Genomic DNA, 22,603 nt, shown 5'->3' with positions numbered 1-22,603 from the left:
AGTTCTAGCTTTTATGTTGAATTGGTTATACTATTCAGAGAAGTTGTTGTTACAATAAAGAAAGCACCTGAAAACTGTTTTTAAAAAAGGTTAAAACGGGTTAATGATTTCTAACATCATATCTTCAATAAGTAAAAAAGTGCATAGGAGGATGAAACCGTGTATCAACTTAAAACAAAAGAGACAGATGAGGATGTCATGAAGTTTATAGAAAGTGTTGATTCTTTGAAGAAACGAGAGGATGCGTATCAGTTATTAGATTTATTCACTGCATCAACAAATTGCCAAGCTAAGATGTGGGGAACGAGTATCATTGGATTTGGCAAATATCATTATCAATATGAATCAGGGCATTCCGGAGAGGCTCCATTAGTGAGCTTTTCCCCGCGAAAAGCCAAAATAAGTATTTACTTAGCAGCTGATGATCCTAATCGTGAAAGGTTATTAAATGATTTAGGGAAGTATACTACTGGGAAGTCATGTGTATACATTAATAAAGTTGCTGACATTAATCAGGCGACATTGTCACAACTTATCAATAGTTCAATGAACTATTTACAAAAGAAATACCCTGTTTAAAGTCACTGTTTAATAGGTTTTTTATTCTTAGCGCCATAGGAGGGAAAATGAACAGAATCAAAACGAACGGTTGGGATATGGCAGCTATTTTATGTATCTGGTTATTACTCTACTTTTTTAATATCAATTTGAGTATTTGGCTTTTGATTATATCAGGATTGTTCACCTATTTTCTTGCTAATCTAATAAGAACGATTAAATGGATAAGGAAAGGAAGATAATGATTTCTTTATAAAAAAAGGCATCCCCTTTAAGGGGGGATTTGAATCGGTGGAGTTGAAGAAAATGAAAGAGGAGATTGGGACGAACTACAAGCTGTTTATACTTGGATTGGCTACTAAAAGATATGAATCTTCATGTAGGAGCGATGTTACCAAACAATCTGCCTCAGCTTTTATAACTTGGTGTTACTGAAAAATAAAGTATCAATTCTTCTCAAAGGAAAAACTAGGGAAGTCATGATGATTCATCTCTTTCCTAGTTCGCCTTGCCATATACCTTTTTCTGCCCATCAGTTACAACCAAAATGTTTCGCCAATGAGTAATTTTTTTAGTTGATTTGGATCTAATTGTTGCTTGTCCCATTCAGCATCCAGTCTAGCAATAGCTTCTGGTCCGGTATCGTCTGCTAAATGATAAGTACCATAATGCATAGGGATAAAGGTAGTGCCATTTAATTCTATATATGCTTTCACTGCATCTTCTGGGTTAATGTGACTGACTTTCATAAACCATTCTGGTTCATAGGCGCCAATCGGCATTAATACGGTTTCGATATTAAACTTTTCGGCAATCTCTTTAAATCCACGAAAATAACCTGTATCACCGACAAAATAAATAGAGTGTGGCTCATTCTCTATTACCCAACCACCCCAATGAGAGGTATTCGTATCTGTTAGCGTTCTTTTCGTCCAATGTTGAGCGGGTACAAAAGAAAGGGACAATGAATTTAGTTTAAAAGAATCATACCAGTTCGCTTCAAATATATTATGATATCCCCGTTTGTTAAAAATTTTTCCTAAACCAATTGGTACATAGAACGTGGGGTCCCCTTTTAGTTTTTTGATGGAGGGAAAATCTAAATGATCAAAATGGCCGTGAGAGATTAAGACAATATCGATGTCTGGTAAATCAGTTATAAAAATACCGGGTGCTGTTAATCGTTTCCCGAAACCCATACGGTTTGCCCAGACAGGATCAGTTACGATATTTAATCCTTCTATTTGAATGAAAAAAGTAGAATGACCAATCCATGTAATCGAAGCATCTTTTCTATTTTTATTTAATTGTACAATTTCTTTTGTTGGTGATTGTTCGATTTGAATAGAAAGATCTTTTTTATTTTGTCTTCGTTCTTTTTGCCAGCGACGAAAATCATTGAATGATTTTGTGTTTTCTATATTATCTAGATTGAAAAAACGTTTTTTGCCTGACATTCTATCCCTCCAACTCATTTCCCTTTAAAACATGTGTTAGCAATCATTATATCTTTCTATTTTTTGATATTAAAGTTTTTGTAAATTTTAAACTCATGAAAGAAACTTAAAGTTGTGTAGAGGCACAAAATGAAATTCTGATCAAAAACAGCTTTCAGTGGATTTTTATAAGGGTCTTGTGTATTCGATGGAATAGATGAAGCTTATGAATGCAACTCTTGGCGTAGGAGTAATGTATATTCATTGTATTTATTTTAGTAAGCATAGGACAAAATCTCCTTACGTAACTTTTAGTATGTCTAAGTGAAAGGTGCGTGAGCCGCGCTGAAAAGAGTACAAGTAAATCAAGTCGTATTTTATTCGATAAAAGCATCAACAATTAAACGTTTCATTATTTTAGACTGTGTGACTGGCACAGCGTTTTATTATGTGATTAAAGCTATTTCGACTAGTATGATACTTGCACTTATTGGTTGTGTTGTTGGGACGGAAGGAATTAAAAAAGTGAAAAGAGAAACGGATAGGAAGCTGTAGAGGATACTAGTGTATGGTCTTTTAACTTCGTTCTTTTTTCAGTGCTAAATTAGAGTAGAGAATGTTCTATGCTATTCCTATCACTCAAAAAACAAAGTACTATTCCAATATTAAATAAGTTGGTTACACTATAAGTATTAACTATAAGGGAATGTATATAATGAATGACAAAATCAACCGTAAATTGAAGAAGCCGCTTTATAAACAAATTGCTGATGAAATAGAGAATGGAATCTCTAATGGTACTTTTCCTGCTGATAAAAATCTACCATCGGAAAGACAGTTAGCTAAAACTTTTCAAGTAAATAGAAGTACGATTGTTGCTGCTTATGATGAACTGGAATCAAAAGGGTTGATTGAACGAAGAATCGGTAGTGGTACAGTCATAAGTAAAGATATTTGGGGCATGACAAAAAAGCGTATGCCAAGTTGGAACAGATATATTGAAGCGGGTTCGTTCTTACCTAATTTGCCGATTACGCAAAAAATTCGAAAGGAAATGGAAAAAAGAAAACTTATCAATATGGCGAGTGGTGAGTTGTCAGAAGATTTATATCCAACCGATATTTTAAGAGAAATTACCCAAACGCAATCGTTTATTGGTAGACTAGGTTACGACCATCCTCAAGGTAGTGAAGCATTAAGATACATTATTACGAAACATGTGAGAGAATACAGAAATATTCAAACAACACCAGCCTCTATCCTTGTTACTTCTGGAGCACAACAAGCCCTGCATCTTGTTGTGCAATGCTTATTAAAACCTGGTGATGCTGTTGTGATTGAAGATCCTTCTTATCATTACAACTTGCCCATTTTTAAATCAGCAGGCATTCAAGTCTATACCCTATCAGCACTAAGCAATAAGGCTCTTTCTGCCGAGCTTCTTTCATTACATAAAAAACACCGAATTAGTATGATATTTTTAAATCCAGCATTTCAAAATCCAACAGGGAGGCTGCTTAGGAAAGAGCAATTGCAAGAGATTTTGGATATTTCATCTGAGTATGGCATCCCAGTGATTGAAGATGATCCATACAGCTTAATCGCTTTTAATAACAATGATGTCTCTACATTGAAATCGATGGATCAAAACGGAAATGTATTGTACATCAGTTCGTTATCAAAACTAGTGGCTTCTGGTTTAAGGATTGGCTGGATTATCGGGCCGAACTCGGTAATAGAAAGATTATCGGATGCAAAGCAGCAGATTGATTTTGGTCATGCTAGCTATACACAATGGATTGCTAATGATTTTTTGGAGTCAAAGCATTTCCCAATCCATTTAGATCGGATCAAAACAGAACTAGTGCAAAGAAGAAACGAAGTGGTTGCTAGTTTAAAGAGATATTTAGGAGATCAAGTGGCTTTTACTATCCCTCAAGGTGGGATTCATATTTGGTGTGAAATAAAAAGAGACGTTGATGAAATAAAGTTGTTAGAGAATGCCATTAAGCAAGGCGTGATTTATTTTCCTGGAATGATGATGGGATCAAAGAAGTTATTTGTTCGGTTTACCTTTGGACGAGCGAATGAAGCACAAATAAGAACGGGTATCCAACGTTTTAGTGCCGCATTGGCACTTACTTAAATGAATTGGATGGTAAAAAAACAGATGAATTGGATGGTCATTAATATGCTCTTTTCAATTAAGATAAAGGAGAAAGCGAAATAAACAAAAAGGAGCATAAAACATGATCATATTATACGGCGTAATTATATGCATCCTATTGATTGCAATTATTGGTACCCTATTGATTACGAATAGGAGTGACGATAATTATCAATCATCTTCACGAAAAAATAATCGAAACTTAACAATGATTTATATAGTGGTGATTGCTTTGTCCATCATTGCTTTAGCTATATATATTGCTTATGACTAAAAGTTTTAGGAGGACCAAGGCATGACATGGACAATGGGTTTTGTATTAATACTAGGTATTTTAATCAAGATGATTACTAGCCCACCAAGCGCGGCTGTTGCATGGGTATTAAAAAAATATGCTATCCATCAAGAAATAAATGAAAAAGAGATTACATTAGAATATGATAACCATCTGATAGAGGGAGAGTTTAAGGAGAAAATAGTTGCTATGTATAATGAAGCGAGTTTTTTGAAGAGAATTCATATTTATCCTGGCAACGAACACTTATTTATGCCACAAAATCAAAAAACAGTGCCCTATCATATTTGTTATAGTAAAGGAAAGAAAAAGATACAATTGTACCTTTATATAGAAGAAAAACATATAATTGTTGTTAAACAAACGAAGAAGAAAGTAATTGCCTATCATTTGGTTAATGAGAATTTGTATGCTGAGTATGAAGAAAACCGATTATACTTAAATAGTAAAATACAATAAAGGGAATAATTTTTGTTGTCATAATCCTTGTTTTATTTTTTCCATAAAGGGTAAATGGAAAAGTAATAAGGAAGGTGGCTATAAAGATGAGTAGAGAATCTGTTAAAAAAGAACAAAAGAAAAAAATAGAACAAGATCCTCATGTTGATCCATTACCACTTGAAGATATTGAACTAGAAGTAAAAGAGGAAAAAGTAGGCAAGAAACAAAAAAATCAATCGAGTTCATCATCGAAGAACAAACATGATTATAGTAGTAACTAAATAGATGTTAACACAAGGTTTCTCACATTATTTTGAGAAGCCTTTTTTAAATGCTGAGATTCTTCATTATTTCATTAGTGAACATCAGCAAACAGAAGAAGTAACGATATTGAAAAGAGGTCCCATTTTTATTTAGCGGGATTTTTTCTTATTGAACAGAATATATGTTGTATTACCTTTTAAAAAAAGGAGTGATAGATAGTGACAATATTAAATATAGAAGAAAGAATGAAGGCGTTACACATACAAGGATTAACAATAACAACGATTAAAAATAAGAAGATCTTTCAAAGTGAACAATATAGAGTGCGTAATAAACAAGACCAACTTCCTGTTATGGAAATACGATGTTTAATGTCTGCTCTATAAGTAAATTGCTCACTACAGTCTTAACTTGCAAACTAATAGATGAACAGCACCTCCAACTAGATACACCAGTAAATGAATTGCTTACAAGATGGACAATACCCTCTAATACACTCTCACCCAGCCTCACCCTTAGACAATTATTAAGTCACCAATCAGGTATCATTGATCCGCCAAATAGTTTTTTACCCTATCAAAAACGTTGGGGTTACCCTACAGTAGAACAACTTTTTCTTGGGAAAACTGAATATTGTCGAGAGCCTATTATCAGACAAGAGAATCAGGTGGGGAGATTTCATTATGCAGATGCTCATTTTTGTTTGATAGAGAAGTTAATAGAGGGAGTCACAGGTAAATCTTTCCCGATATTAATGGAAGAGAAGATATTGCAGCCACTGGGTATGACGTGTAGTACTATGAGATTACTTATGCGAAAAATATTTCTCAAGGACATGATAGGAACGGAGCAACAGTGAAAGAGAAATACCCGCATGATCCTTATCCAGCTGCTTCAGGGTTATGGTCAACATCTCAAGACATTAGTATGCTGGTGATTGAACTCATGGATGCAATCGTAGGGGATAGTAAGCTCGGCCTTTCACCCCTAACTATAAATGAAATGTTTACATCACAGGGTGAGTGTAAATGGTTAGGACTTGGCTGCTTTTTAGGAAGTACATCCAATGGATTTGAATTGAGTTCCCTTGGTTGGGGAATAGGCTTTCAAAGTTTGCTTGCTCTATACCCGAAAAAGAAGGAAGGGATCATAATTTTGACGAATACTGAGCTTGGCGTTCATCAAAGGGATGGGCTCATCGGTGAAATTTATCGGGCATTTATAGAGAAAAAGTAAGAGGATTAATAAAGAACGCACCCAAAATACAAAAAATAAATTGATGGTATATTTTTCATATGTTACAATATATTGGTTGTGAAAGGAGAGAAACGAGATGAAAAGTAAACAAATTAAACAACTTTCTCTCGCATCATTGCGAGACAACTGGGGTAAGGGTGTATTGCTCTCATTCTTATATTTTCTGATTACGTTCATCCCCCAATTTATTATGGGAATACTATTAATTCCTTATCCTGAATGGGAGTATGCTACAGGATATAATTTAATCAGTATTGCGATTAGTTTAATCTTAATTCCATTTGGTGTAAGTCTTGCATTGTCGTACATTACATTAATCAGAGGCTCTAAGCTTCCAGTGGAGGAATTATTCACAGGCTTTAAGTATATGAGTTTCTTAAGAGCGTTGGGGTTAATGATTTTACAAAGCATTTATACTTTCTTATGGTCCTTATTATTGATTATCCCAGGCATCATTAAATCGTTTTCCTATTCCCAAGCGATGTACATCTTACGCGATCGCCCAGAATTATCTGTGAACAAAGCGATAACTGAAAGTCGAAAAATGATGAAAGGTCATAAGTGGAGATATTTTTGTTTGAATTTAAGCTTCATCGGTTGGGCTTTTCTATGTATCTTAACGCTTGGAATTGGATATCTTTGGCTCGGCCCATACTTTTTAACAGCGCATGCACACTTTTATGAAGATTTAAGAGATCGAGAAGTTGCTGTGAAAGAAGCAATTATATAATTTGTAGAAGACCATCATCTCATAAAGATGTTGGTCTTTTTAACTTTTATCTAATTTACTATATATACATGAGGTTTTCTTCTTATATCAATAGGGAACACTTTTAATCTGGATACAGCAAGTATCTAGCTTTCTTTTTTTTGTGCAGAAGATGCTTTATAATGAATGAAGCCAATGATGAACAATTAAGACAGGTATTTAGTATAATGGCTTCTTTTACCTGTTTCTATTATTAATGGATAGACATGAGCAATGAAGAAGGAGTTGATCTTAGTGATCAAACAATCAATCCTACCAGCTATTCGTAATATGAAGGATTTCGAGAAAGTCATTTCATCACAATATGAGTATATGATTTTACTGGATTCTCACATTACGCAAATAAAAAGTGTTGTAGCAACAGCTAAAAAGCATAATAAAAAAATCCTTATTCATATGGATATGATTGATGGATTAAAAAATGATGAAAGTGGCACTTTATTCGTTTGCCAAGAAATAAAACCAGCTGGGATTATTTCAACAAAAAGACAAGCGATTATTACAGCTAAGAAAAAAGGGGTGCTAGCCATTCAAAGGCTTTTCTCGATTGATACCCTCGCGTTAGAGAATGGACTAGAGTTATTGAAGAATACGAAGCCTGATTATATTGAAGTATTGCCCGGTATTATTCCTGAAATCATTCGTGAAGTTCATAAGAAAACGGATATAAAAATAATTGCTGGTGGCTTGGTGAGGGAGAAATCAGAGATTGAATCAGCCCTTAAGTCCGGTGCTATTTCTGTTTCAACATCTAACAGAGATTTATGGGAACTATAATTAACTGCGATCTTTTTCTACTTGCAACAGGTTGGTAGAAAAAGATGGCTTTTTTTATTGTCTCAAAAAAGTTGCATTTTCTATTCGCTGAAGAAATATAATGACTTGAAAGGGTTCTCATCTTTTAGTCAAATTTATTTCTCTACACACTGTATCTCATCTTTTCTGATACTTTTTGTAGTGTTCCCACATCGATTCAAAGGCTGTGAAAAGTGGTAAAACGATCTTACTTGTTGCTACTAACTGCTCGGTCTGGTGATTTTTCTTTACATGTCTCTTATCTTATTCTTCTAAAAAATTTAATTATTTATTTGCAATCGTTTTCATTTTATTATAATATTGTTCGTACAAGTTAATTTATTTTGTCGGAGATATAGAGAGGCATGCGAAATAACGTTTGGTCGTTATTTTCTTTCGCATGCCTCTTTTTGTTTTCTCTTGAAAGGCTAATGTGAAAAAAGTAGTTTGATAGTCTATTAAATGATTAGGAGGATTACTAAATGTCTGATATTTTTATAGGAGAGCTAATTGGCACTTTCATATTAGTCGTATTCGGTGTGGGTGCTGGGGCAAATTTGAATTTAAACAAGACATTTGCTAATGGTGGTGGCTGGATTGTCACTTCATTTGCATGGGGATTTGCCGTCGCGTTTGGTGTCTACGTTTCAGATTTCTTTGGTGCGGGTGGTCATCTCAATCCAGCGGTGACACTGGCGGCCGCTTTAGCCGGTAGTATTGAGTGGGGTGCTGTTGCTTATTATGTATCAGCTCAAATGATTGGGGCATTTATTGGTGCAGCGTTTGTTATTCTATACTTTTATCCACACTGGAAAGCTACAAGTGATCAAGGCACGAAACTTGGCGTTTTCTCAACAAGCCCAGCGATTAAAAATACGCCATTTAACTTTATCAGTGAAGTACTCGGGACATTTATTTTAGTCTTTGGTTTGAATGCCATTGGGTTAAATTCATTTGCTGAGGGACTAAATCCTCTCATTGTTGGATTCTTTATTGCCGCAATTGGTATGAGTCTCGGCGGAACAACAGGTTATGCGATAAACCCAGCTCGTGATTTAGGCCCGCGTCTTGCCCATGCCTTACTACCGATCCCAGGTAAAGGATCTTCAGACTGGGGCTATGCTTGGATTCCAGTTGTAGGTCCATTAGTGGGGGCTGTTCTTGCCACATTCGTATTTCAATCTTTATTCTAAAAAATAGGGGGATGCCGAAATGACAAAAAAATATATCTTATCACTAGATCAAGGAACAACAAGTTCAAGAGCGATACTTTTTAATAAAGAAGGTCATATTGTTGGTGAATATCAACGCGAGTTTAAACAGCATTTTCCAAAGCCAGGCTGGGTTGAACATGATGCGATGGAAATATATGCGTCCATCCTATCTGTGATGGCTGGTGTGATTAGTGAAAACAATGTACAGGGGAGCGAGATTGCCTCTATTGGCATCACTAATCAACGGGAAACCACTGTCGTCTGGGATAAAAATACGGGATTGCCAATTTATCATGCGATTGTTTGGCAATCTAGACAGACGAGTGAAATCTGTAACGAATTAAAGGAAAAAGGGTTAAATGATACTTTTCGTTCGAAAACGGGCTTATTAATTGATGCATACTTTTCAGGTACAAAAGTAAAGTGGATATTAGACAATGTTGAAGGAGCACGTGAGAAAGCAGAAAATGGCGAATTGCTTTTCGGAACGATTGATACATGGATTATTTGGAAGTTATCTAACGGTCAAGCACATGTGACAGATTATACGAATGCATCAAGAACATTAATGTATAATATTTATGACTTAAGGTGGGATGACGAATTATTGGATATTCTTACAGTACCTAAGTCTATGCTGCCTGAGGTGAAATCAAGTTCTGAAGTGTATGTGGAAACAGCGAAAGAGATTTTTGGCGACATCACGATTCCTATTTCCGGTATTGCTGGTGACCAACAAGCTGCTTTATTCGGCCAGGCGTGTTTTGAAAAAGGCATGGCAAAAAATACGTACGGCACAGGGTGCTTTATGCTCATGAATACAGGGGAAAATCCAGTACAATCAGAAAATGGTTTACTCACAACTATTGCATGGGGACTGGATGGTAAGGTAGAATATGCATTAGAGGGTAGTATTTTTGTTGCCGGCTCGGCTATTCAATGGTTAAGAGATGGTATGAGAATGATTAAGACTGCCCCGGAAAGTGAAGACTACGCAACGCGCGTCGAATCAACTGATGGTGTTTATCTTGTACCTGCATTTGTTGGACTTGGGACACCATATTGGGAGAGTGATATTCGAGGAGCTGCTTTTGGCATGACGCGTGGAACGACGAAGGAACATTTTATTCGTGCCACATTAGAGAGCCTCGCGTATCAAACAAAAGATGTGTTAACAGCAATGGAAAGTGATTCAGGTATTGAGCTGAAGAAACTACGTGTCGATGGTGGCGCTGTGAAAAACAATTTCTTAATGCAATTCCAAAGTGATATACTAGACACTATTGTTGAACGCTCAGAAATTAATGAAACAACGGCTTTAGGAGCTGCGTATTTAGCCGGCTTAGCTGTTGATTTCTGGACAAAAGAAGAAATCATCAATAACTGGAAAATTGGAGATTCCTTTGAAAACCAAATGGAATCAAACAAGCGTGATGAATTATATAACGGTTGGAAGAAAGCAATTAAAGCAACAATCGCCTTTCAATAAAACAAGTTAATATAAAATGTTGGAGAATGAGAGACCGCAAATCACCCCTGTACATAAGGGCTATTTGCGGTCTTTTCTTTTATCCAAGGAAGGATGGACAGAAGATGAATAGAAACGCAAACTTAAACGAATTGAAGAACAAAAAATTTGATTTACTTGTACTCGGAGGTGGGATTACTGGAGCTGGAATTGCTCTTGATGCCCAGTCACGTGGCTTAGATACAGGACTAATTGATATGCAGGATTTTGCTGCTGGCACAAGTAGTCGCTCGACAAAACTTGTTCATGGTGGGCTACGTTATTTAAAACAAATGCAAATAGGTGTTGTGGCAGAGGTCGGTAAAGAAAGAGCCATCGTTTATGAAAATGCACCCCATGTTACCAATCCTGAATGGATGTTGCTTCCGTTAATTAAAGGAGGTACATTTGGACCGTTTACTACTGGTATTGGATTAAGAGTTTACGACTTTCTTGCAGGTGTTAAGAAAAGTGAAAGACGGAAGATGCTATCTAAAGAAGAGGCAATGAAAAAAGAGCCATTACTTGTAAAAGACACCCTGAAAGGTGCAGGTTACTATGTAGAATATAAAACGGATGATGCCCGTCTTACACTTGAAGTCGCTAAAAAAGCAGATGAACTCGGTGCAACCTTAGCAAACTATGTCAAAGCAGACGACTTTATTTATGAAAATGGCAAAGTCATTGGTGTGAAGGCAGTCGACGTATTATCTGGCGAAGCTTTCCCTATTTATGCGAAAGAAGTTGTCAATGCTACAGGTATCTGGGTAGATGGGCTAAGGAAAAAAGATGGCTCTCTAAGCGGTAAGAAATTATTTCATACAAAGGGTGTCCACTTAGTATTCGACCAACAAGACTTTCCGTTACAAAACGCTGTTTACTTTGACACACCAGATAAAAGAATGGTATTTGCCATTCCACGTAATGGGAAAACATATTTAGGCACAACAGATACTAAATACGAGGGAGACCTCGTAAATCCAGAAATGACAGAAGAAGACCGAGACTATCTACTAAAAACAGTAGAACTTGTTTTCCCAACATTATCACTGTCTAAAGACCAGATCGAATCACATTGGGCGGGTGTTCGTCCACTCATCTACGAAGAAGGAAAAAAAGAATCCGAAATCTCACGTAAAGATGAAATATTCTATTCGGATACTGGACTCATCACCATTGCAGGTGGCAAACTAACAGGCTACCGCAAAATGGCTGAGAAAACAGTTGATGTTGTCGCAGAGAGATTAGGAAACAACCAATCATGTCAAACAGATCACATCATTTTATCAGGCGGTGAAGTAGGTGGTTCTAATGGCTATCAGTCTTTCGTGGAAGAACAAATAAAGAATGGTAAAGCAATCGGCTTTACAGAACAAGAAGCAAAGCGCATAGTCGAACGCTATGGCTCTAATGTCAAACAAGTATTCGAAATCGCTAAAAAAGCTAAGGGTGAGCATGATAAAGTCAATCTATCCCTTGAAGCCTATGCTACATTAATCTATAGCCTTGAAGAAGAAATGACCAAAACCCCAACCGATTACTTTATGCGACGCACAAGCGCCATACTGTTTAATAAACAATGGGCAATGAAATATAGTGAAGCAGTTGTGACATTTATGAGTGATTATTTTGCTTGGGATGAACAAATGACTGAGAAAATGAGAGCAGAGTTGCAAGAGGAAATGAATAAGGCATGATTCTAATTAGTAGAAGTACGTATGGATTAAAGAGCTGTGCGTGCTTCTTTTTTAGGAAAGAACTTAAAGAGCTTTCCCGACTTTGTATATGCAAACTGTTTTACTCGATTCAAAGTCCCTGGGCTCGTTGTTAAAAATCAGTAGAATAATAGCGTCGTCGTAAAAGAAGGAATCGATGCTGAAAATCTGGTGAGCCAGAAAATGAGCGAGTCAAAGGTCGAAACCGATGCTAAAAAACCGGTGAGCAAGAAAATGAGCGAGTCAAAAGTCGAAACCGATGCTAAAAAACCGGTGAGCCAGGAAATGAGCGAGTCAAAAGTCGGAATGGATGCAAAAAAACCGATGAGCCAGAAAATAAGCGTAGGAAAAGTCGGAACCGATGCTAAAAAACCGATGAGCCAGAAAATGAGCGTATCAAAAGTCGGAATCAATGCTAAAAAACCGGTGAGCAAGAAAATAAGCAAGGCAAAAGAGGGAATCGATGCTGAAAATCCGGTGAGCCAGAAAATGAGCGTAGGAAAAGTCGGAACTGATGCTAAAAAACCGGTGAGCCATAAAATGAGCGAATCAAAAGAGGGACTCGATGCTAAAAAACCGATGAGCCAGAAAATGAGCGTATCAAAAGTCGGAATCAATGCTAAAAAACCGATGAGCCAGAAAATGAGCGAGGCAAAAATGGGACTCGATGCAAAAAAACCGGTGAGCCAGAAAATAAACGTATCAAAAGCCGGACTCGATGCTAAAAATTCAATGAGCCAGAAAATAAGGACCGCAAAGCTGACACTGTTGTCATCGCATGCTCTTTCTTAGAAAAAACCGAATCTAGAAATAGAGGCACTTAAATTTTGAAGCGCAAAATGACTGAGATAGAATCCCGTGTATTTGCTTTTTCAGAAAAGCTCTTTACAAAATTATGTTCTATGTGCTATATCTTCCTCAAATAAAAGTTTAGTTAATCACATGACAAAAAAGGGGTTTGGAATAAAATAATTTCCAAACCCCTTTCGATTAATCCATAATTGCTACTAAACGTCCTGTCACTTCATGACGTTCTAAACGAGCTAATCCTTCACCAATTTCATCAAATGTGATTTCAGAAATGGCTGGATTGATATCGCCTGAAGCCATTAATTTATATACTTCTGCAATATCGTATTTATCTCCACCAACACTTCCAAGTAGGCTGGCTGCTTTTAAAATAAGTGGATCAGTATTAATAGTCGATTCTAGTTTCCCCATACCTACTAATACTACTTTACCACCGGGTGCCACAACATCGATTGCGCCAGCTGTTGTTGTGCCAAAGCCTGCATAATCGACAACTAAATCTGGTGCAATATCGGCTAATTCTTTAATATCTTCAAAGACATCTTTTACACCAATTTCTTTAGCTAATTCACGTGCTTTAGGGCTTACATCTACTGCATACGTTTCAATGCCAGCAACAACAGCTGCGCGAGCAGCAATTTGGCCCAATCCGCCGATACCAATTACTGCAACTTTCATTCCTGGTTTAGCTTCACCACGTTTGAACATTGCGTGATAAGAAGTCATTCCTGCATCGGTGCCAGCTGCAGCTTGTGCATAAGTCACACCATCAGGAATGGGAACAAGGTCAACTGCAGGTGCAGATACTTTATTTGAATAGCCTCCATCATAACCATATCCAGGTCCCATACCAACTAAGCTAATAGGACAAACACCCACACGGTCTCCTACTTTGAAATCGGTTACACCTTCACCGACTTCAGTAATTATACCTGCTACTTCATGTCCCATAATGATTGGTTTTTTCTCAATAATATCCATCCATTTTGGATCATTCAGAGCGCCTACATCAGAATGACAAAGTCCAGCTGCCTTTACATCGATAATCACACGACCCTCAGTTGCTACTGGATCTGGTTTTTCTACTAATTTTAATGGTACATTGGTTGCTGTAAATTCCCAGCCTTTCATATTAACCCCTTCTTTCTATAAGTTTTACCATGGTTCTCACCTAGGATTCGCCAATTAAATTGAAATTATAATTGTACATTGTCGACAATATAAATTATAACGCTATTTATGTAATCTGTATACTGTATCAAAAATAGTAATATATTACTGGCTTTCCTCTATACTTACTTTTTCTATAATAAATAAAAGCTTGACTTCAATGCAAATGATATATTTTTAAAAATATTCTTACTATTTATTGACCGTTGTGTATATTTGTCTTACAATAATACAAAATGAGGAGGGATGTTTTATGCAATCGAATACAAAACGAAAAGAAGAGCCCCTTTTTATAAAAGTTCATGAAAAAGATAATGTAGCAATTGTTGTTAATGCTGGTGGGTTAAAAGAAGGTACAACTTTTTCTAGCGGGCTTGTTCTTACTAGTAGAGTACCAGAAGGACATAAGGTAGCACTTAAAGATATTGCTGAAAAGGGTGAGATTATCCGTTATGGTGAGGTGATAGGGACAGCTCTGAAACCTATTAAGAAAGGAAGTTGGGTAGAAGAGTCGATGGTTGAGCTTCCAGTACCACCAGATTTACATAAGCTAGATATAGCGAATCGTGTGCCTGATTCCCTTCCACCATTAGAGGGCTATACATTCCGAGGGTTTCGCAATCCTGATGGAAGCGTAGGAATAAAGAATATTTTGGGAATATCAACAAGCGTGCAATGTGTTGTAGGTGTACTTGATTTTGCTGTGAGGAGAATAAAAAAAGAATTACTACCAAACTATCCAAATGTAGATGATGTTGTAGCTATTAATCATCAGTATGGATGTGGAGTAGCCATCCAAGCCCCTGAGGCGGTAATCCCGATAAGGACATTGCAGAATTTAGCTAAACATCCGAACTTTGGGGGAGAAGCTTTAATTATCGGTCTCGGTTGTGAGAAGTTATCTCCATTAATGCTCACACCTGATGGTAAAGATCGAGACATATTGTCATTACAAGAGCAAGCAGGCTTCTCAGATATGGTAGCAAGCATTATGAAAATGGCCGAAGAAAAGTTAGAGAAACTAAACCTTCGCAAAAGAGAAATTTGCTCAGTAAGCGATTTAGTGGTCGGCTTACAATGTGGGGGAAGTGATGCTTTTTCAGGTGTTACAGCAAATCCTGCTGTTGGTTATGCCGCTGACCTTTTAGTAAGAGCTGGTGCGACCGTCATGTTTTCTGAAGTAACTGAAGTAAGGGATGCAGTTCATCTTCTGACACCTCGTTGCGAAACGGAAGAGATTGGAAACGCTTTAATTAAGGAAATGCAATGGTATGATGAGTATCTTCAAAAAGGTAAAGCAGATCGAAGTGCGAACCCATCTCCTGGCAATAAAAAAGGAGGTCTTTCTAATATTGTTGAGAAATCATTGGGTTCAATTGTGAAATCGGGTAGTAGTGCTATTTCTGGTGTACTTGCACCAGGAGAAAAGGCAATACAGAAAGGCCTCCTTTATGCGGCCACACCGGCAAGTGATTTCGTATGCGGTACATTACAGTTAGCTTCTGGCATGCATCTGCAAGTGTTTACAACTGGTAGAGGTACACCGTATGGTTTGGCAATGGCACCCGTTATCAAAGTATCCACAAGAAATACTTTAGCAGAACAGTGGAATGATTTAATTGATGTAAATGCAGGTACGATTGCCACAGGTGAAGCAACAATTGAAGATGTAGGATGGGAAATATTCCACCACATTATTGAAGTAGCAAGTGGAGAAAGAAAGACATGGGCAGATCAATGGGGGCTTCATAATGATTTAGCTCTATTTAATCCTGCGCCGATTACCTAAGCAGATAAAAAAAGCGAACCCAGTACCGTTTACATACGGTTTGGGTTCGTTTTTTTATTCTAATACTTTTCTTTCAACAAACTTTAAATGATTGTACATTGCTTGAAAGGCAGCTTGAGGTTTTTTTTCCTTGAGTGCTTCATAAATGGCTTTATGATGTTTGATTGTTTTTTCTTTTTCACGATATTTGATTTGTGCATTGATTTTTACATGTGAGAGTAAGAGCGAATCAATCATTCCTTGTAAGACAGGATTATTTACACTAAGGGCTATGATTCGATGAAACATAAGGTCATGTTCACCGTATTCGTTGTCGACTGAATTTTCCATTTGGATAATTGTATCATTCAATGCTTCAAGTGTTTCAGCAGTCATTTTCTCTGCTGCATATGTGACAAGGCCTAGTTCTAAAGAGGTGCGTGCTTCAACGATTGCTTCAATATTGTCACTTACTAGGGAAAGCATAGTAGAAAATGGTTTATTACTAATGCTCTCTGTAAAGTAAGTACCATCTCTCGTTTTTCTTTTTACAATACCAAGAGATTCTAGAGAAGTCATCGCCTCTCTCATGACGGGACGACTGACACCTAGAAGTTCCATTAATTCCATTTCCGGAGGTAGTTTATCACCGGGTTTAAGTTTATTTGAAATTAATAAATCAATGATTTGTTCCTCTACTTGCTGAGCCAATGTTTTTCGTACGACTTGGCTACTAATTAAATCAAGTGCATCTTTCTTCACAATTGTCCACCATCCAAATTACAGTAGTTTAATTAATCTAATTGTAATACAAATAGAATTAAAAGAATAGCAAGCCCTTCAGAAAAATAAATAAAATTTTCAAAAAATATATTGTCAGTTAATTTAATTTGTCTTACAATTATACATAACAAATTGAAAAGGGAGGAATGAAACATGCATTCATCTAGAAAAGCACCTACAGGTATTCTCGGATTCCCTGTAGCTCCATTTGATGAAAATGGAAAGTTAGACGAAAAAGCGTTAGCAGTTAATATTCGATTTTTGCTCGAAGAAGGATTAGAGGCAATCTTTATCGCATGTGGATCAGGAGAGTTCCAATCATTAAGTAAAGAGGAATATGAAATCATGATTGATGTTGCCATCCAAGAAACCGGTGGTAAGGTACCTGTTTATACAGGTGTAGGTGGAAATATTCAGGATGCTCTTTCATATGCACGCATATCAGAGAATAAAAAAGCAGATGGCTTTCTTGTATTACCTCCCTATTTAGCAGAAGGTGAACAAGAGGGGTTATATGATTATCTGTATCAAGTAATCTCAGAAACTTCACTAAATGCTATTGTTTATCAAAGAAATAACGCGATTTTACAACTTAGCACATTAGAGAAATTACTAGATTTAGAGCAACTTGTTGGGCTAAAAGATGGTGTAGGGAATATGGAACTGAATATTTGTCTAACCAATCGCTTTGGTAACCGTTTAAGTTGGCTCAATGGCATGCCTATGGCAGAAGTGACAATGCCGGCTTACATCCCGTTAGGGTTTGATTCATATTCTTCCGCGATTTCAAATTATATCCCTCATATTTCAAGACAGTTTTACCATGCTTTGTTGCAAGGGAACAGCGAAATGGTACATGAAATATACAAAGATATTATTCTACCAATAAATGAAATTCGTAAGCAGCGCAAGGGCTACGCAGTCTCGTTAATTAAAGCAGGCATGGAACTGACAGGGCTACCTGTGAAAAACAGGGTACGTGCACCATTCACACCCGTAGAACCTGAACATTACAAACAATTAGAAAGTATTTTGCAGTTGGCTAAAGAGAAGTATCCGAAGAAACAAAAGATGGTAAGGGGGTAAGCAAATGAGTACAGTTACAACTGCGAACTACTTGAATTATATTAATGGAGAATGGGTAGAGTCCACTTCAAATGAGACAATTGAAAGTATAAATCCAGCTGCACCAGAAGAAATCGTTGGTCATATCCAATTGTCAACAAAAGAGGATCTAGATAAAGCGGTGGAGGCAGCGAAAAATGCTCAGAAGACATGGAGAGGTTTAAGTGGCTCAGAGCGAGGCGAAATACTTTATAAAGTAGCAGCCATAATGGAGGAACGGTTAGAAGAAATTGCTGAATGTGCGACAAGGGAAATGGGAAAAACGCTGGCTGAGACGAAGGGTGAAACGAAACGAGGCATAGCGATTTTAAAATATTATGCCGGAGAAGGAATGAGGAAAGTAGGGGATGTCATTCCATCTACTGATAATGAAGCGCTGATGTTTACTACAAGGGTACCTCTAGGAGTTGTGGGGGTTATCACTCCGTGGAATTTTCCAGTTGCTATTCCGATTTGGAAGGTGGCACCAGCTTTGATTTATGGCAATACAGTGGTTATAAAGCCAGCCAGTGAAAGCGCTGTTACATTTGCGAAAATTGCCAAATGCTTTGCAGACGCTGGATTACCTAAGGGTGTTCTGAATATGGTAACAGGATCAGGGACGATTGTTGGTGGAGGTATAGCCGCACACCCAGAAATTAAAGGGATTACATTTACTGGTTCAAATGCAGTTGGTAAATCAATCGCTCATGAGGCGATGAAACGTGGAGCGAAGTACCAGCTTGAGATGGGAGGAAAAAATCCGGTAATTGTCGCTGGAGACGCTGATATAGAGTTAGCGGTGGACGCTGTTATTAAAGGTGCATTTCTTTCTACTGGACAAAAGTGTACAGCAACGAGCCGCGTGATTGTTGAAGAAACAATATATGATAGATTCATAAAAAAGCTTATTGCCGAAACAAAGAAAATTACCATTGGAGCAGGTATTCATGCAGATAGTTGGATGGGGCCGTGTGCAAGTGAAACACAATATAAGAGTGTATTACAAGCCATTCAAACAGGGATCAATGAAGGTGCAAAGCTCATTTTAGGTGGCAAACCGTATGAGGACAAGGTAAATAATGGTTACTTTATCGAACCAACTATCTTTGAAGTAGCGGATCAGAATATAGCAATTGCTAGAGAAGAGATCTTTGGACCAGTTATTGCCCTTATGAAAGTTTCTTCTATGGAAAGAGCAATTGATTTAGCTAATGATTCAGCCTATGGCTTAAGTGCGTCGATTTTTACGGGAAATATTACAAGAATGCTGAAATTTGTGCAAGAGATGGAAGCGGGATTGATTCGAGTAAACGCTGAGAGTGCTGGAGTTGAATTACAAGCACCATTCGGTGGCATGAAAGAATCTAGTTCACATTCACGGGAGCAAGGAGAAGCAGCAAAAGAATTCTTCACATCTATTAAGACCGTTTTTGTGAAAGGGTAACATCAGGATGAGTGGGCAGTGTAGTCTACTCATCATTTTAAAAAACAGTAGATTGTTTACGCTTACATTCAATAAAATAAAAGAGGGTGATTACCATGGCAGTCCTTAAATCGGAAAGACAAATAACACCAGCAACAGGAAAGAAAACAAAGGCGAGATGGTTAATTGTTTTAATGATCTTTATTGTCACAGTTATCAACTATGCTGATCGTGCTACTTTATCCATTGCCGGTCCAGCGTTATCAAGTGATTTAGGTATCAATTCTGTTATGATGGGGTATTTATTTTCTGCCTTTGCATGGTCTTATGTATTAGGGCAAATTCCTGGTGGATGGTTGCTTGATAAATTTGGCTCTAAGCGTGTTTATTTTTGGAGTATTTTCCTATGGTCTTTGTTTACTTTTGTACAAGGATTAATAGGTTCATTCCAATCAGTCACAACAGTTGTCATTATTTTATTTGCTTTAAGATTTTTTGTAGGGTTGGCTGAATCACCATCTTTCCCTGCGAATAGTCGGATTGTAGCTGCATGGTTTCCTAGTGCGGAAAGAGGGACAGCGGCAGCGATCTTCAATTCAGGTCAATACTTTGCTACCGTTCTATTCGCACCTATCATGGGGTATATCACCTTCACTTTTGGTTGGGAATATGTCTTCTTTTTCATGGGGGCCATTGGAATCATTGTTGCCTTTGTTTGGTTAAAAACGATATATAATCCGAAAGATCACCCTAAGATTAATCAGGCAGAGTTAGATTATATAAAAGAAGGTGGCGCATTAGTAGATATGGATAATGCGGCCAGTCAAGAGGAGAAAAAGCAAGGGCCAAACTGGCAATATATAAAGCAATTATTAAGCAATAAAATGCTTCTTGGTGTTTACCTAGGTCAATATTGCATAACAACATTGACATATTTTTTCTTAACATGGTTCCCAGTCTATTTAGTGGATCAAAGAGGAATGAATATATTAGAGGCAGGTTTAGCCGCTTCATTACCTGCTATCTGTGGATTTATCGGGGGTATATTGGGAGGAACATTCTCTGATTTTTTATTGAAGAAAGGCTTCTCGATAACGGCAGCAAGGAAAATACCAATTATCACTGGTTTACTTCTCTCTATGAGTCTTGTGATTGCTAACTATGTGACAACAGAATGGATAGTTGTTTTTGTAATGTCTCTTGCCTTTTTTGGAAAAGGATTTGGGGCACTGGGATGGGCAGTGGTCGCAGATACTTCTCCGAAAGAAATGTCAGGGGTGAGCGGCGGGTTGTTTAATACCTTTGGTAACGTAGCAGGTATTACAACTCCAATCATTATCGGCTATATCGTTGGCACAACTGGATCTTTTAATATGGCATTGTTGTTTGTTGGTGCAAGTGCATTAGTCGCAATATTAAGTTATCTATTCCTTGTAGGAGAAATTAAGCGAGTAGAATTAAAGAAAGTTTAATAAGGGAGGGAGAAACGTATGGAAGCAAATATAGTAAATAAAGTGATAGCTAAAGAAGCGCCCGTTATTACAAAGGTGGAGGTCATCCCTGTTGCAGGTAGAGACAGCATGCTCTTGAACTTAAGTGGCGCTCATGCCCCTTTTTTTACTCGAAACATCTTAATTTTACATGATCATTCAGGACGAATAGGAGTAGGTGAGGTTCCTGGAGGAGAATCTATTCGGCAAACGCTAGAAGCTGCAACGGAGATAATAATGGGTAGTTCAATTGGTGCTTATCAACAAGTGCTTAAACAGGTCAATGAAGCATTTGCTAATAAGGATGCAGCAGGAAGAGGACAACAAACTTTTGATTTACGCACAACCATACATGTAGTTACAGCTATCGAATCGGCGTTTCTTGACTTACTTGGTAAATATCTGAATGTACCAGTATCCGACTTGCTAGGAGAAGGTAGGCAGCGTGACCAAGTTGAAGTATTAGGCTATTTATTCTATATTGGTGACCGACACAAAACAGATCTTCCGTATGAATCACCATCAAGCGATGACAGTCGTTGGTTTCAGTTACGCCATGAAGAAGCCGTCACACCAGAACGGGTGGTAGCCCTTGCTGAAGCTGCATACGAAAGATATGGATTTAAAGACTTTAAACTTAAAGGCGGCGTGTTTAATGGCGAAGAAGAGATGGAATCCATCATAGCCATTAAAGAACGCTTTCCTCATGCTAGAGTGACACTCGATCCTAATGGCGCTTGGTCCTTAAATGAAGCCATCGCATTATGTAAAGGAAAGAATCATATTCTAGCCTATGCAGAAGACCCATGTGGAGCTGAAAATGGCTTCTCATCTAGAGAGATTATGGCTGAGTTTCGTTTAGAAACAGGCTTACCAACGGCAACCAATATGATTGCTACAGATTGGAGACAAATGGCACATAGTATTCGCTTGCAAGCTGTTGATATTCCCCTTGCCGACCCTCATTTTTGGACGATGCAAGGCTCTGTGAGAGTCGCCCAAACATGCAAGGACTTTGGTTTAACATGGGGTTCCCATTCTAACAATCACTTTGATATATCGCTGGCGATGTTCACCCATGTCGCAGCTAGTGCACCAGGGAAAGTAACAGCTATTGATACACACTGGATTTGGCAAGAAGGTCAACATTTAACGAAAGAGCCCTTCATAATAAAAGAAGGAAAAATCGATGTACCAACAAAACCAGGCTTAGGCATTGAGATAGATAGAGAGAAACTAGCAGATGCTCATCAACTATATAAAACATACGGACTTGGCAGCAGAGACGATGCCAAAAGCATGCAATATTTAATTCCGAATTGGCAGTTCCATCCAAGGAAGCCTTGTATGGTTAGATAAGAGGTTAAATAACACCAGGATTGTGTCTTGGTGTTATTTATTTTAAAAACTTTCACTTAGCATAAGCTTATTTTCATATCTAACTAATGGAACTTGTATATAAAAGGAAACATAAAGAATAAAATGTGAAGAAAAGTTAAGTTGAGTGTATATACATAAAAGGACCCAAGGTGCATAACAAGATTGATAGAGATAAAAAAGGAAATCGCTGAATTTTATCGTAACAAATTCAATTATTAAAAAAGGCATTAGCTGAAGTGACTTCAACTAATGCC

The 22,603-nt window shown here is 37.4% G+C and carries 23 protein-coding genes; 20 read left to right on the top strand and 3 right to left on the bottom strand.

Going from position 1 to position 22,603, the window contains the following annotated elements:
- Positions 1-159: 159 nt before the first annotated feature.
- Positions 160-579, top strand: a complete 420-nt coding sequence (locus tag H9655_RS15205) for a DUF1801 domain-containing protein (RefSeq protein WP_191815491.1) — start codon at positions 160-162, stop codon at positions 577-579.
- 47 nt (positions 580-626) lie between these two features.
- Positions 627-800: a hypothetical protein gene (locus H9655_RS15200; RefSeq protein ID WP_191815489.1), complete on the top strand. Its 174-nt coding sequence runs from the start codon at positions 627-629 to the stop codon at positions 798-800.
- A 294-nt stretch (positions 801-1,094) separates the two neighbouring features.
- Here the strand turns inward: H9655_RS15200 and H9655_RS15195 are convergent, their stop codons facing one another.
- Positions 1,095-2,015 carry an MBL fold metallo-hydrolase gene (locus H9655_RS15195; RefSeq protein WP_225230666.1) on the bottom strand — a complete coding sequence of 307 codons (921 nt, stop codon included), beginning with the start codon at positions 2,013-2,015 and terminating at the stop codon, positions 1,095-1,097.
- 694 nt (positions 2,016-2,709) lie between these two features.
- Here H9655_RS15195 and H9655_RS15190 point away from each other — a divergent pair.
- The 13 genes from H9655_RS15190 (at position 2,710) to H9655_RS15130 (ending at position 13,210) form a co-directional block, all read left to right on the top strand.
- Positions 2,710-4,140 carry an aminotransferase-like domain-containing protein gene (locus H9655_RS15190; protein WP_191815485.1) on the top strand — a complete coding sequence of 477 codons (1,431 nt, stop codon included), beginning with the start codon at positions 2,710-2,712 and terminating at the stop codon, positions 4,138-4,140.
- A 103-nt stretch (positions 4,141-4,243) separates the two neighbouring features.
- Positions 4,244-4,435, top strand: a complete 192-nt coding sequence (locus H9655_RS15185) for a hypothetical protein (protein ID WP_191815483.1) — start codon at positions 4,244-4,246, stop codon at positions 4,433-4,435.
- A 21-nt stretch (positions 4,436-4,456) separates the two neighbouring features.
- The gene (locus tag H9655_RS15180) at positions 4,457-4,915 is read left to right on the top strand and encodes a YfmQ family protein (RefSeq protein WP_191815481.1); all 459 of its coding nucleotides are present in this window, start codon (positions 4,457-4,459) and stop codon (positions 4,913-4,915) included.
- Positions 4,916-5,001: 86 nt separating this feature from the next.
- The gene (locus H9655_RS15175) at positions 5,002-5,178 is read left to right on the top strand and encodes a hypothetical protein (protein WP_191815479.1); all 177 of its coding nucleotides are present in this window, start codon (positions 5,002-5,004) and stop codon (positions 5,176-5,178) included.
- Between the two features lie 201 nt (positions 5,179-5,379).
- Positions 5,380-5,547 carry a hypothetical protein gene (locus tag H9655_RS15170; RefSeq protein ID WP_191815477.1) on the top strand — a complete coding sequence of 56 codons (168 nt, stop codon included), beginning with the start codon at positions 5,380-5,382 and terminating at the stop codon, positions 5,545-5,547.
- A complete protein-coding gene (locus tag H9655_RS22755; RefSeq protein WP_191815475.1) occupies positions 5,526-6,020 on the top strand; it encodes a serine hydrolase domain-containing protein in 495 nt (164 codons plus the stop codon). The genes H9655_RS15170 and H9655_RS22755 overlap by 22 nt, the downstream gene beginning before the upstream one ends.
- The gene (locus H9655_RS22750; protein WP_191815473.1) at positions 6,017-6,397 is read left to right on the top strand and encodes a serine hydrolase domain-containing protein; all 381 of its coding nucleotides are present in this window, start codon (positions 6,017-6,019) and stop codon (positions 6,395-6,397) included. Before H9655_RS22755 ends, H9655_RS22750 begins: the two co-directional genes overlap by 4 nt.
- Before the next feature lie 97 nt (positions 6,398-6,494).
- Positions 6,495-7,148 (top strand): DUF975 family protein, encoded by a 654-nt coding sequence (locus H9655_RS15155; RefSeq protein WP_191815471.1) that lies wholly within the window; start codon positions 6,495-6,497, stop codon positions 7,146-7,148.
- Positions 7,149-7,421: 273 nt separating this feature from the next.
- Positions 7,422-7,964 (top strand): glycerol-3-phosphate responsive antiterminator, encoded by a 543-nt coding sequence (locus H9655_RS15150; protein WP_404826103.1) that lies wholly within the window; start codon positions 7,422-7,424, stop codon positions 7,962-7,964.
- A 500-nt stretch (positions 7,965-8,464) separates the two neighbouring features.
- Complete coding sequence (locus H9655_RS15145; protein WP_191815467.1) at positions 8,465-9,175, top strand: MIP/aquaporin family protein; 711 nt, start codon at positions 8,465-8,467, stop codon at positions 9,173-9,175.
- A 19-nt stretch (positions 9,176-9,194) separates the two neighbouring features.
- On the top strand, positions 9,195-10,685 hold the full coding sequence (gene glpK, locus H9655_RS15140) for a glycerol kinase GlpK (RefSeq protein ID WP_191815464.1): 1,491 nt from the start codon (positions 9,195-9,197) through the stop codon (positions 10,683-10,685).
- 104 nt (positions 10,686-10,789) lie between these two features.
- Positions 10,790-12,400, top strand: a complete 1,611-nt coding sequence (locus H9655_RS15135; protein ID WP_225230665.1) for a glycerol-3-phosphate dehydrogenase/oxidase — start codon at positions 10,790-10,792, stop codon at positions 12,398-12,400.
- A 201-nt stretch (positions 12,401-12,601) separates the two neighbouring features.
- Entirely contained in the window at positions 12,602-13,210 is a 609-nt protein-coding gene (locus tag H9655_RS15130; RefSeq protein ID WP_191815460.1) for a hypothetical protein, read from the top strand.
- A 198-nt stretch (positions 13,211-13,408) separates the two neighbouring features.
- Here the strand turns inward: H9655_RS15130 and H9655_RS15125 are convergent, their stop codons facing one another.
- Positions 13,409-14,359 carry a zinc-binding dehydrogenase gene (locus tag H9655_RS15125; protein ID WP_191815457.1) on the bottom strand — a complete coding sequence of 317 codons (951 nt, stop codon included), beginning with the start codon at positions 14,357-14,359 and terminating at the stop codon, positions 13,409-13,411.
- Positions 14,360-14,651: 292 nt separating this feature from the next.
- Here H9655_RS15125 and garD point away from each other — a divergent pair, with 292 nt between their 5' ends.
- Positions 14,652-16,187 (top strand): galactarate dehydratase, encoded by a 1,536-nt coding sequence (gene garD / locus H9655_RS15120; protein ID WP_191815455.1) that lies wholly within the window; start codon positions 14,652-14,654, stop codon positions 16,185-16,187.
- 54 nt (positions 16,188-16,241) lie between these two features.
- On the opposite strand, the gene H9655_RS15115 is transcribed toward garD, so the two are convergent.
- Positions 16,242-16,928 (bottom strand): FadR/GntR family transcriptional regulator, encoded by a 687-nt coding sequence (locus H9655_RS15115; protein WP_191815453.1) that lies wholly within the window; start codon positions 16,926-16,928, stop codon positions 16,242-16,244.
- A 174-nt stretch (positions 16,929-17,102) separates the two neighbouring features.
- Between H9655_RS15115 and kdgD the strand changes: the two genes are divergently transcribed.
- The 4 genes from kdgD (at position 17,103) to gudD (ending at position 22,328) form a co-directional block, all read left to right on the top strand.
- Positions 17,103-18,035, top strand: a complete 933-nt coding sequence (gene kdgD, locus H9655_RS15110; RefSeq protein ID WP_191815451.1) for a 5-dehydro-4-deoxyglucarate dehydratase — start codon at positions 17,103-17,105, stop codon at positions 18,033-18,035.
- A gap of 4 nt (positions 18,036-18,039) precedes the next feature.
- Complete coding sequence (gucD, locus tag H9655_RS15105; protein WP_191815449.1) at positions 18,040-19,500, top strand: alpha-ketoglutaric semialdehyde dehydrogenase GucD; 1,461 nt, start codon at positions 18,040-18,042, stop codon at positions 19,498-19,500.
- Positions 19,501-19,595: 95 nt separating this feature from the next.
- The gene (locus H9655_RS15100; protein ID WP_191815447.1) at positions 19,596-20,951 is read left to right on the top strand and encodes an MFS transporter; all 1,356 of its coding nucleotides are present in this window, start codon (positions 19,596-19,598) and stop codon (positions 20,949-20,951) included.
- An 18-nt stretch (positions 20,952-20,969) separates the two neighbouring features.
- Positions 20,970-22,328, top strand: a complete 1,359-nt coding sequence (gene gudD, locus H9655_RS15095; protein WP_191815445.1) for a glucarate dehydratase — start codon at positions 20,970-20,972, stop codon at positions 22,326-22,328.
- The last annotated feature ends 275 nt before the right edge of the window (positions 22,329-22,603 follow it).

The sequence above is a fragment of the Cytobacillus stercorigallinarum genome, from assembly GCF_014836495.1.
GTDB classification, from domain to species: Bacteria; Bacillota; Bacilli; order Bacillales; family Cytobacillaceae; genus Cytobacillus; species Cytobacillus stercorigallinarum.
Note: the sequence above shows the minus strand (reverse complement) of the source record. Positions and strands in the feature narration are given on the sequence as shown.

What these genes read in the sequence shown, in the direction of transcription:
- H9655_RS15125 (WP_191815457.1), bottom strand. Translation starts at nt 14,359, where the DNA reads ATGAAAGGCTGGGAATTTACAGCAACCAATGTACCATTAAAATTAGTA.
- H9655_RS15135 (WP_225230665.1), top strand. Translation starts at nt 10,790, where the DNA reads ATGAATAGAAACGCAAACTTAAACGAATTGAAGAACAAAAAATTTGAT.
- garD (WP_191815455.1), top strand. Translation starts at nt 14,652, where the DNA reads ATGCAATCGAATACAAAACGAAAAGAAGAGCCCCTTTTTATAAAAGTT.
- H9655_RS15195 (WP_225230666.1), bottom strand. Translation starts at nt 2,015, where the DNA reads ATGTCAGGCAAAAAACGTTTTTTCAATCTAGATAATATAGAAAACACA.
- H9655_RS15155 (WP_191815471.1), top strand. Translation starts at nt 6,495, where the DNA reads ATGAAAAGTAAACAAATTAAACAACTTTCTCTCGCATCATTGCGAGAC.
- H9655_RS15100 (WP_191815447.1), top strand. Translation starts at nt 19,596, where the DNA reads ATGGCAGTCCTTAAATCGGAAAGACAAATAACACCAGCAACAGGAAAG.
- H9655_RS15200 (WP_191815489.1), top strand. Translation starts at nt 627, where the DNA reads ATGAACAGAATCAAAACGAACGGTTGGGATATGGCAGCTATTTTATGT.
- H9655_RS15190 (WP_191815485.1), top strand. Translation starts at nt 2,710, where the DNA reads ATGAATGACAAAATCAACCGTAAATTGAAGAAGCCGCTTTATAAACAA.
- kdgD (WP_191815451.1), top strand. Translation starts at nt 17,103, where the DNA reads ATGCATTCATCTAGAAAAGCACCTACAGGTATTCTCGGATTCCCTGTA.
- gucD (WP_191815449.1), top strand. Translation starts at nt 18,040, where the DNA reads ATGAGTACAGTTACAACTGCGAACTACTTGAATTATATTAATGGAGAA.
- glpK (WP_191815464.1), top strand. Translation starts at nt 9,195, where the DNA reads ATGACAAAAAAATATATCTTATCACTAGATCAAGGAACAACAAGTTCA.
- H9655_RS15130 (WP_191815460.1), top strand. Translation starts at nt 12,602, where the DNA reads ATGAGCGAGTCAAAGGTCGAAACCGATGCTAAAAAACCGGTGAGCAAG.
- H9655_RS22755 (WP_191815475.1), top strand. Translation starts at nt 5,526, where the DNA reads ATGTTTAATGTCTGCTCTATAAGTAAATTGCTCACTACAGTCTTAACT.
- gudD (WP_191815445.1), top strand. Translation starts at nt 20,970, where the DNA reads ATGGAAGCAAATATAGTAAATAAAGTGATAGCTAAAGAAGCGCCCGTT.
- H9655_RS15185 (WP_191815483.1), top strand. Translation starts at nt 4,244, where the DNA reads ATGATCATATTATACGGCGTAATTATATGCATCCTATTGATTGCAATT.
- H9655_RS15175 (WP_191815479.1), top strand. Translation starts at nt 5,002, where the DNA reads ATGAGTAGAGAATCTGTTAAAAAAGAACAAAAGAAAAAAATAGAACAA.
- H9655_RS15180 (WP_191815481.1), top strand. Translation starts at nt 4,457, where the DNA reads ATGACATGGACAATGGGTTTTGTATTAATACTAGGTATTTTAATCAAG.
- H9655_RS15145 (WP_191815467.1), top strand. Translation starts at nt 8,465, where the DNA reads ATGTCTGATATTTTTATAGGAGAGCTAATTGGCACTTTCATATTAGTC.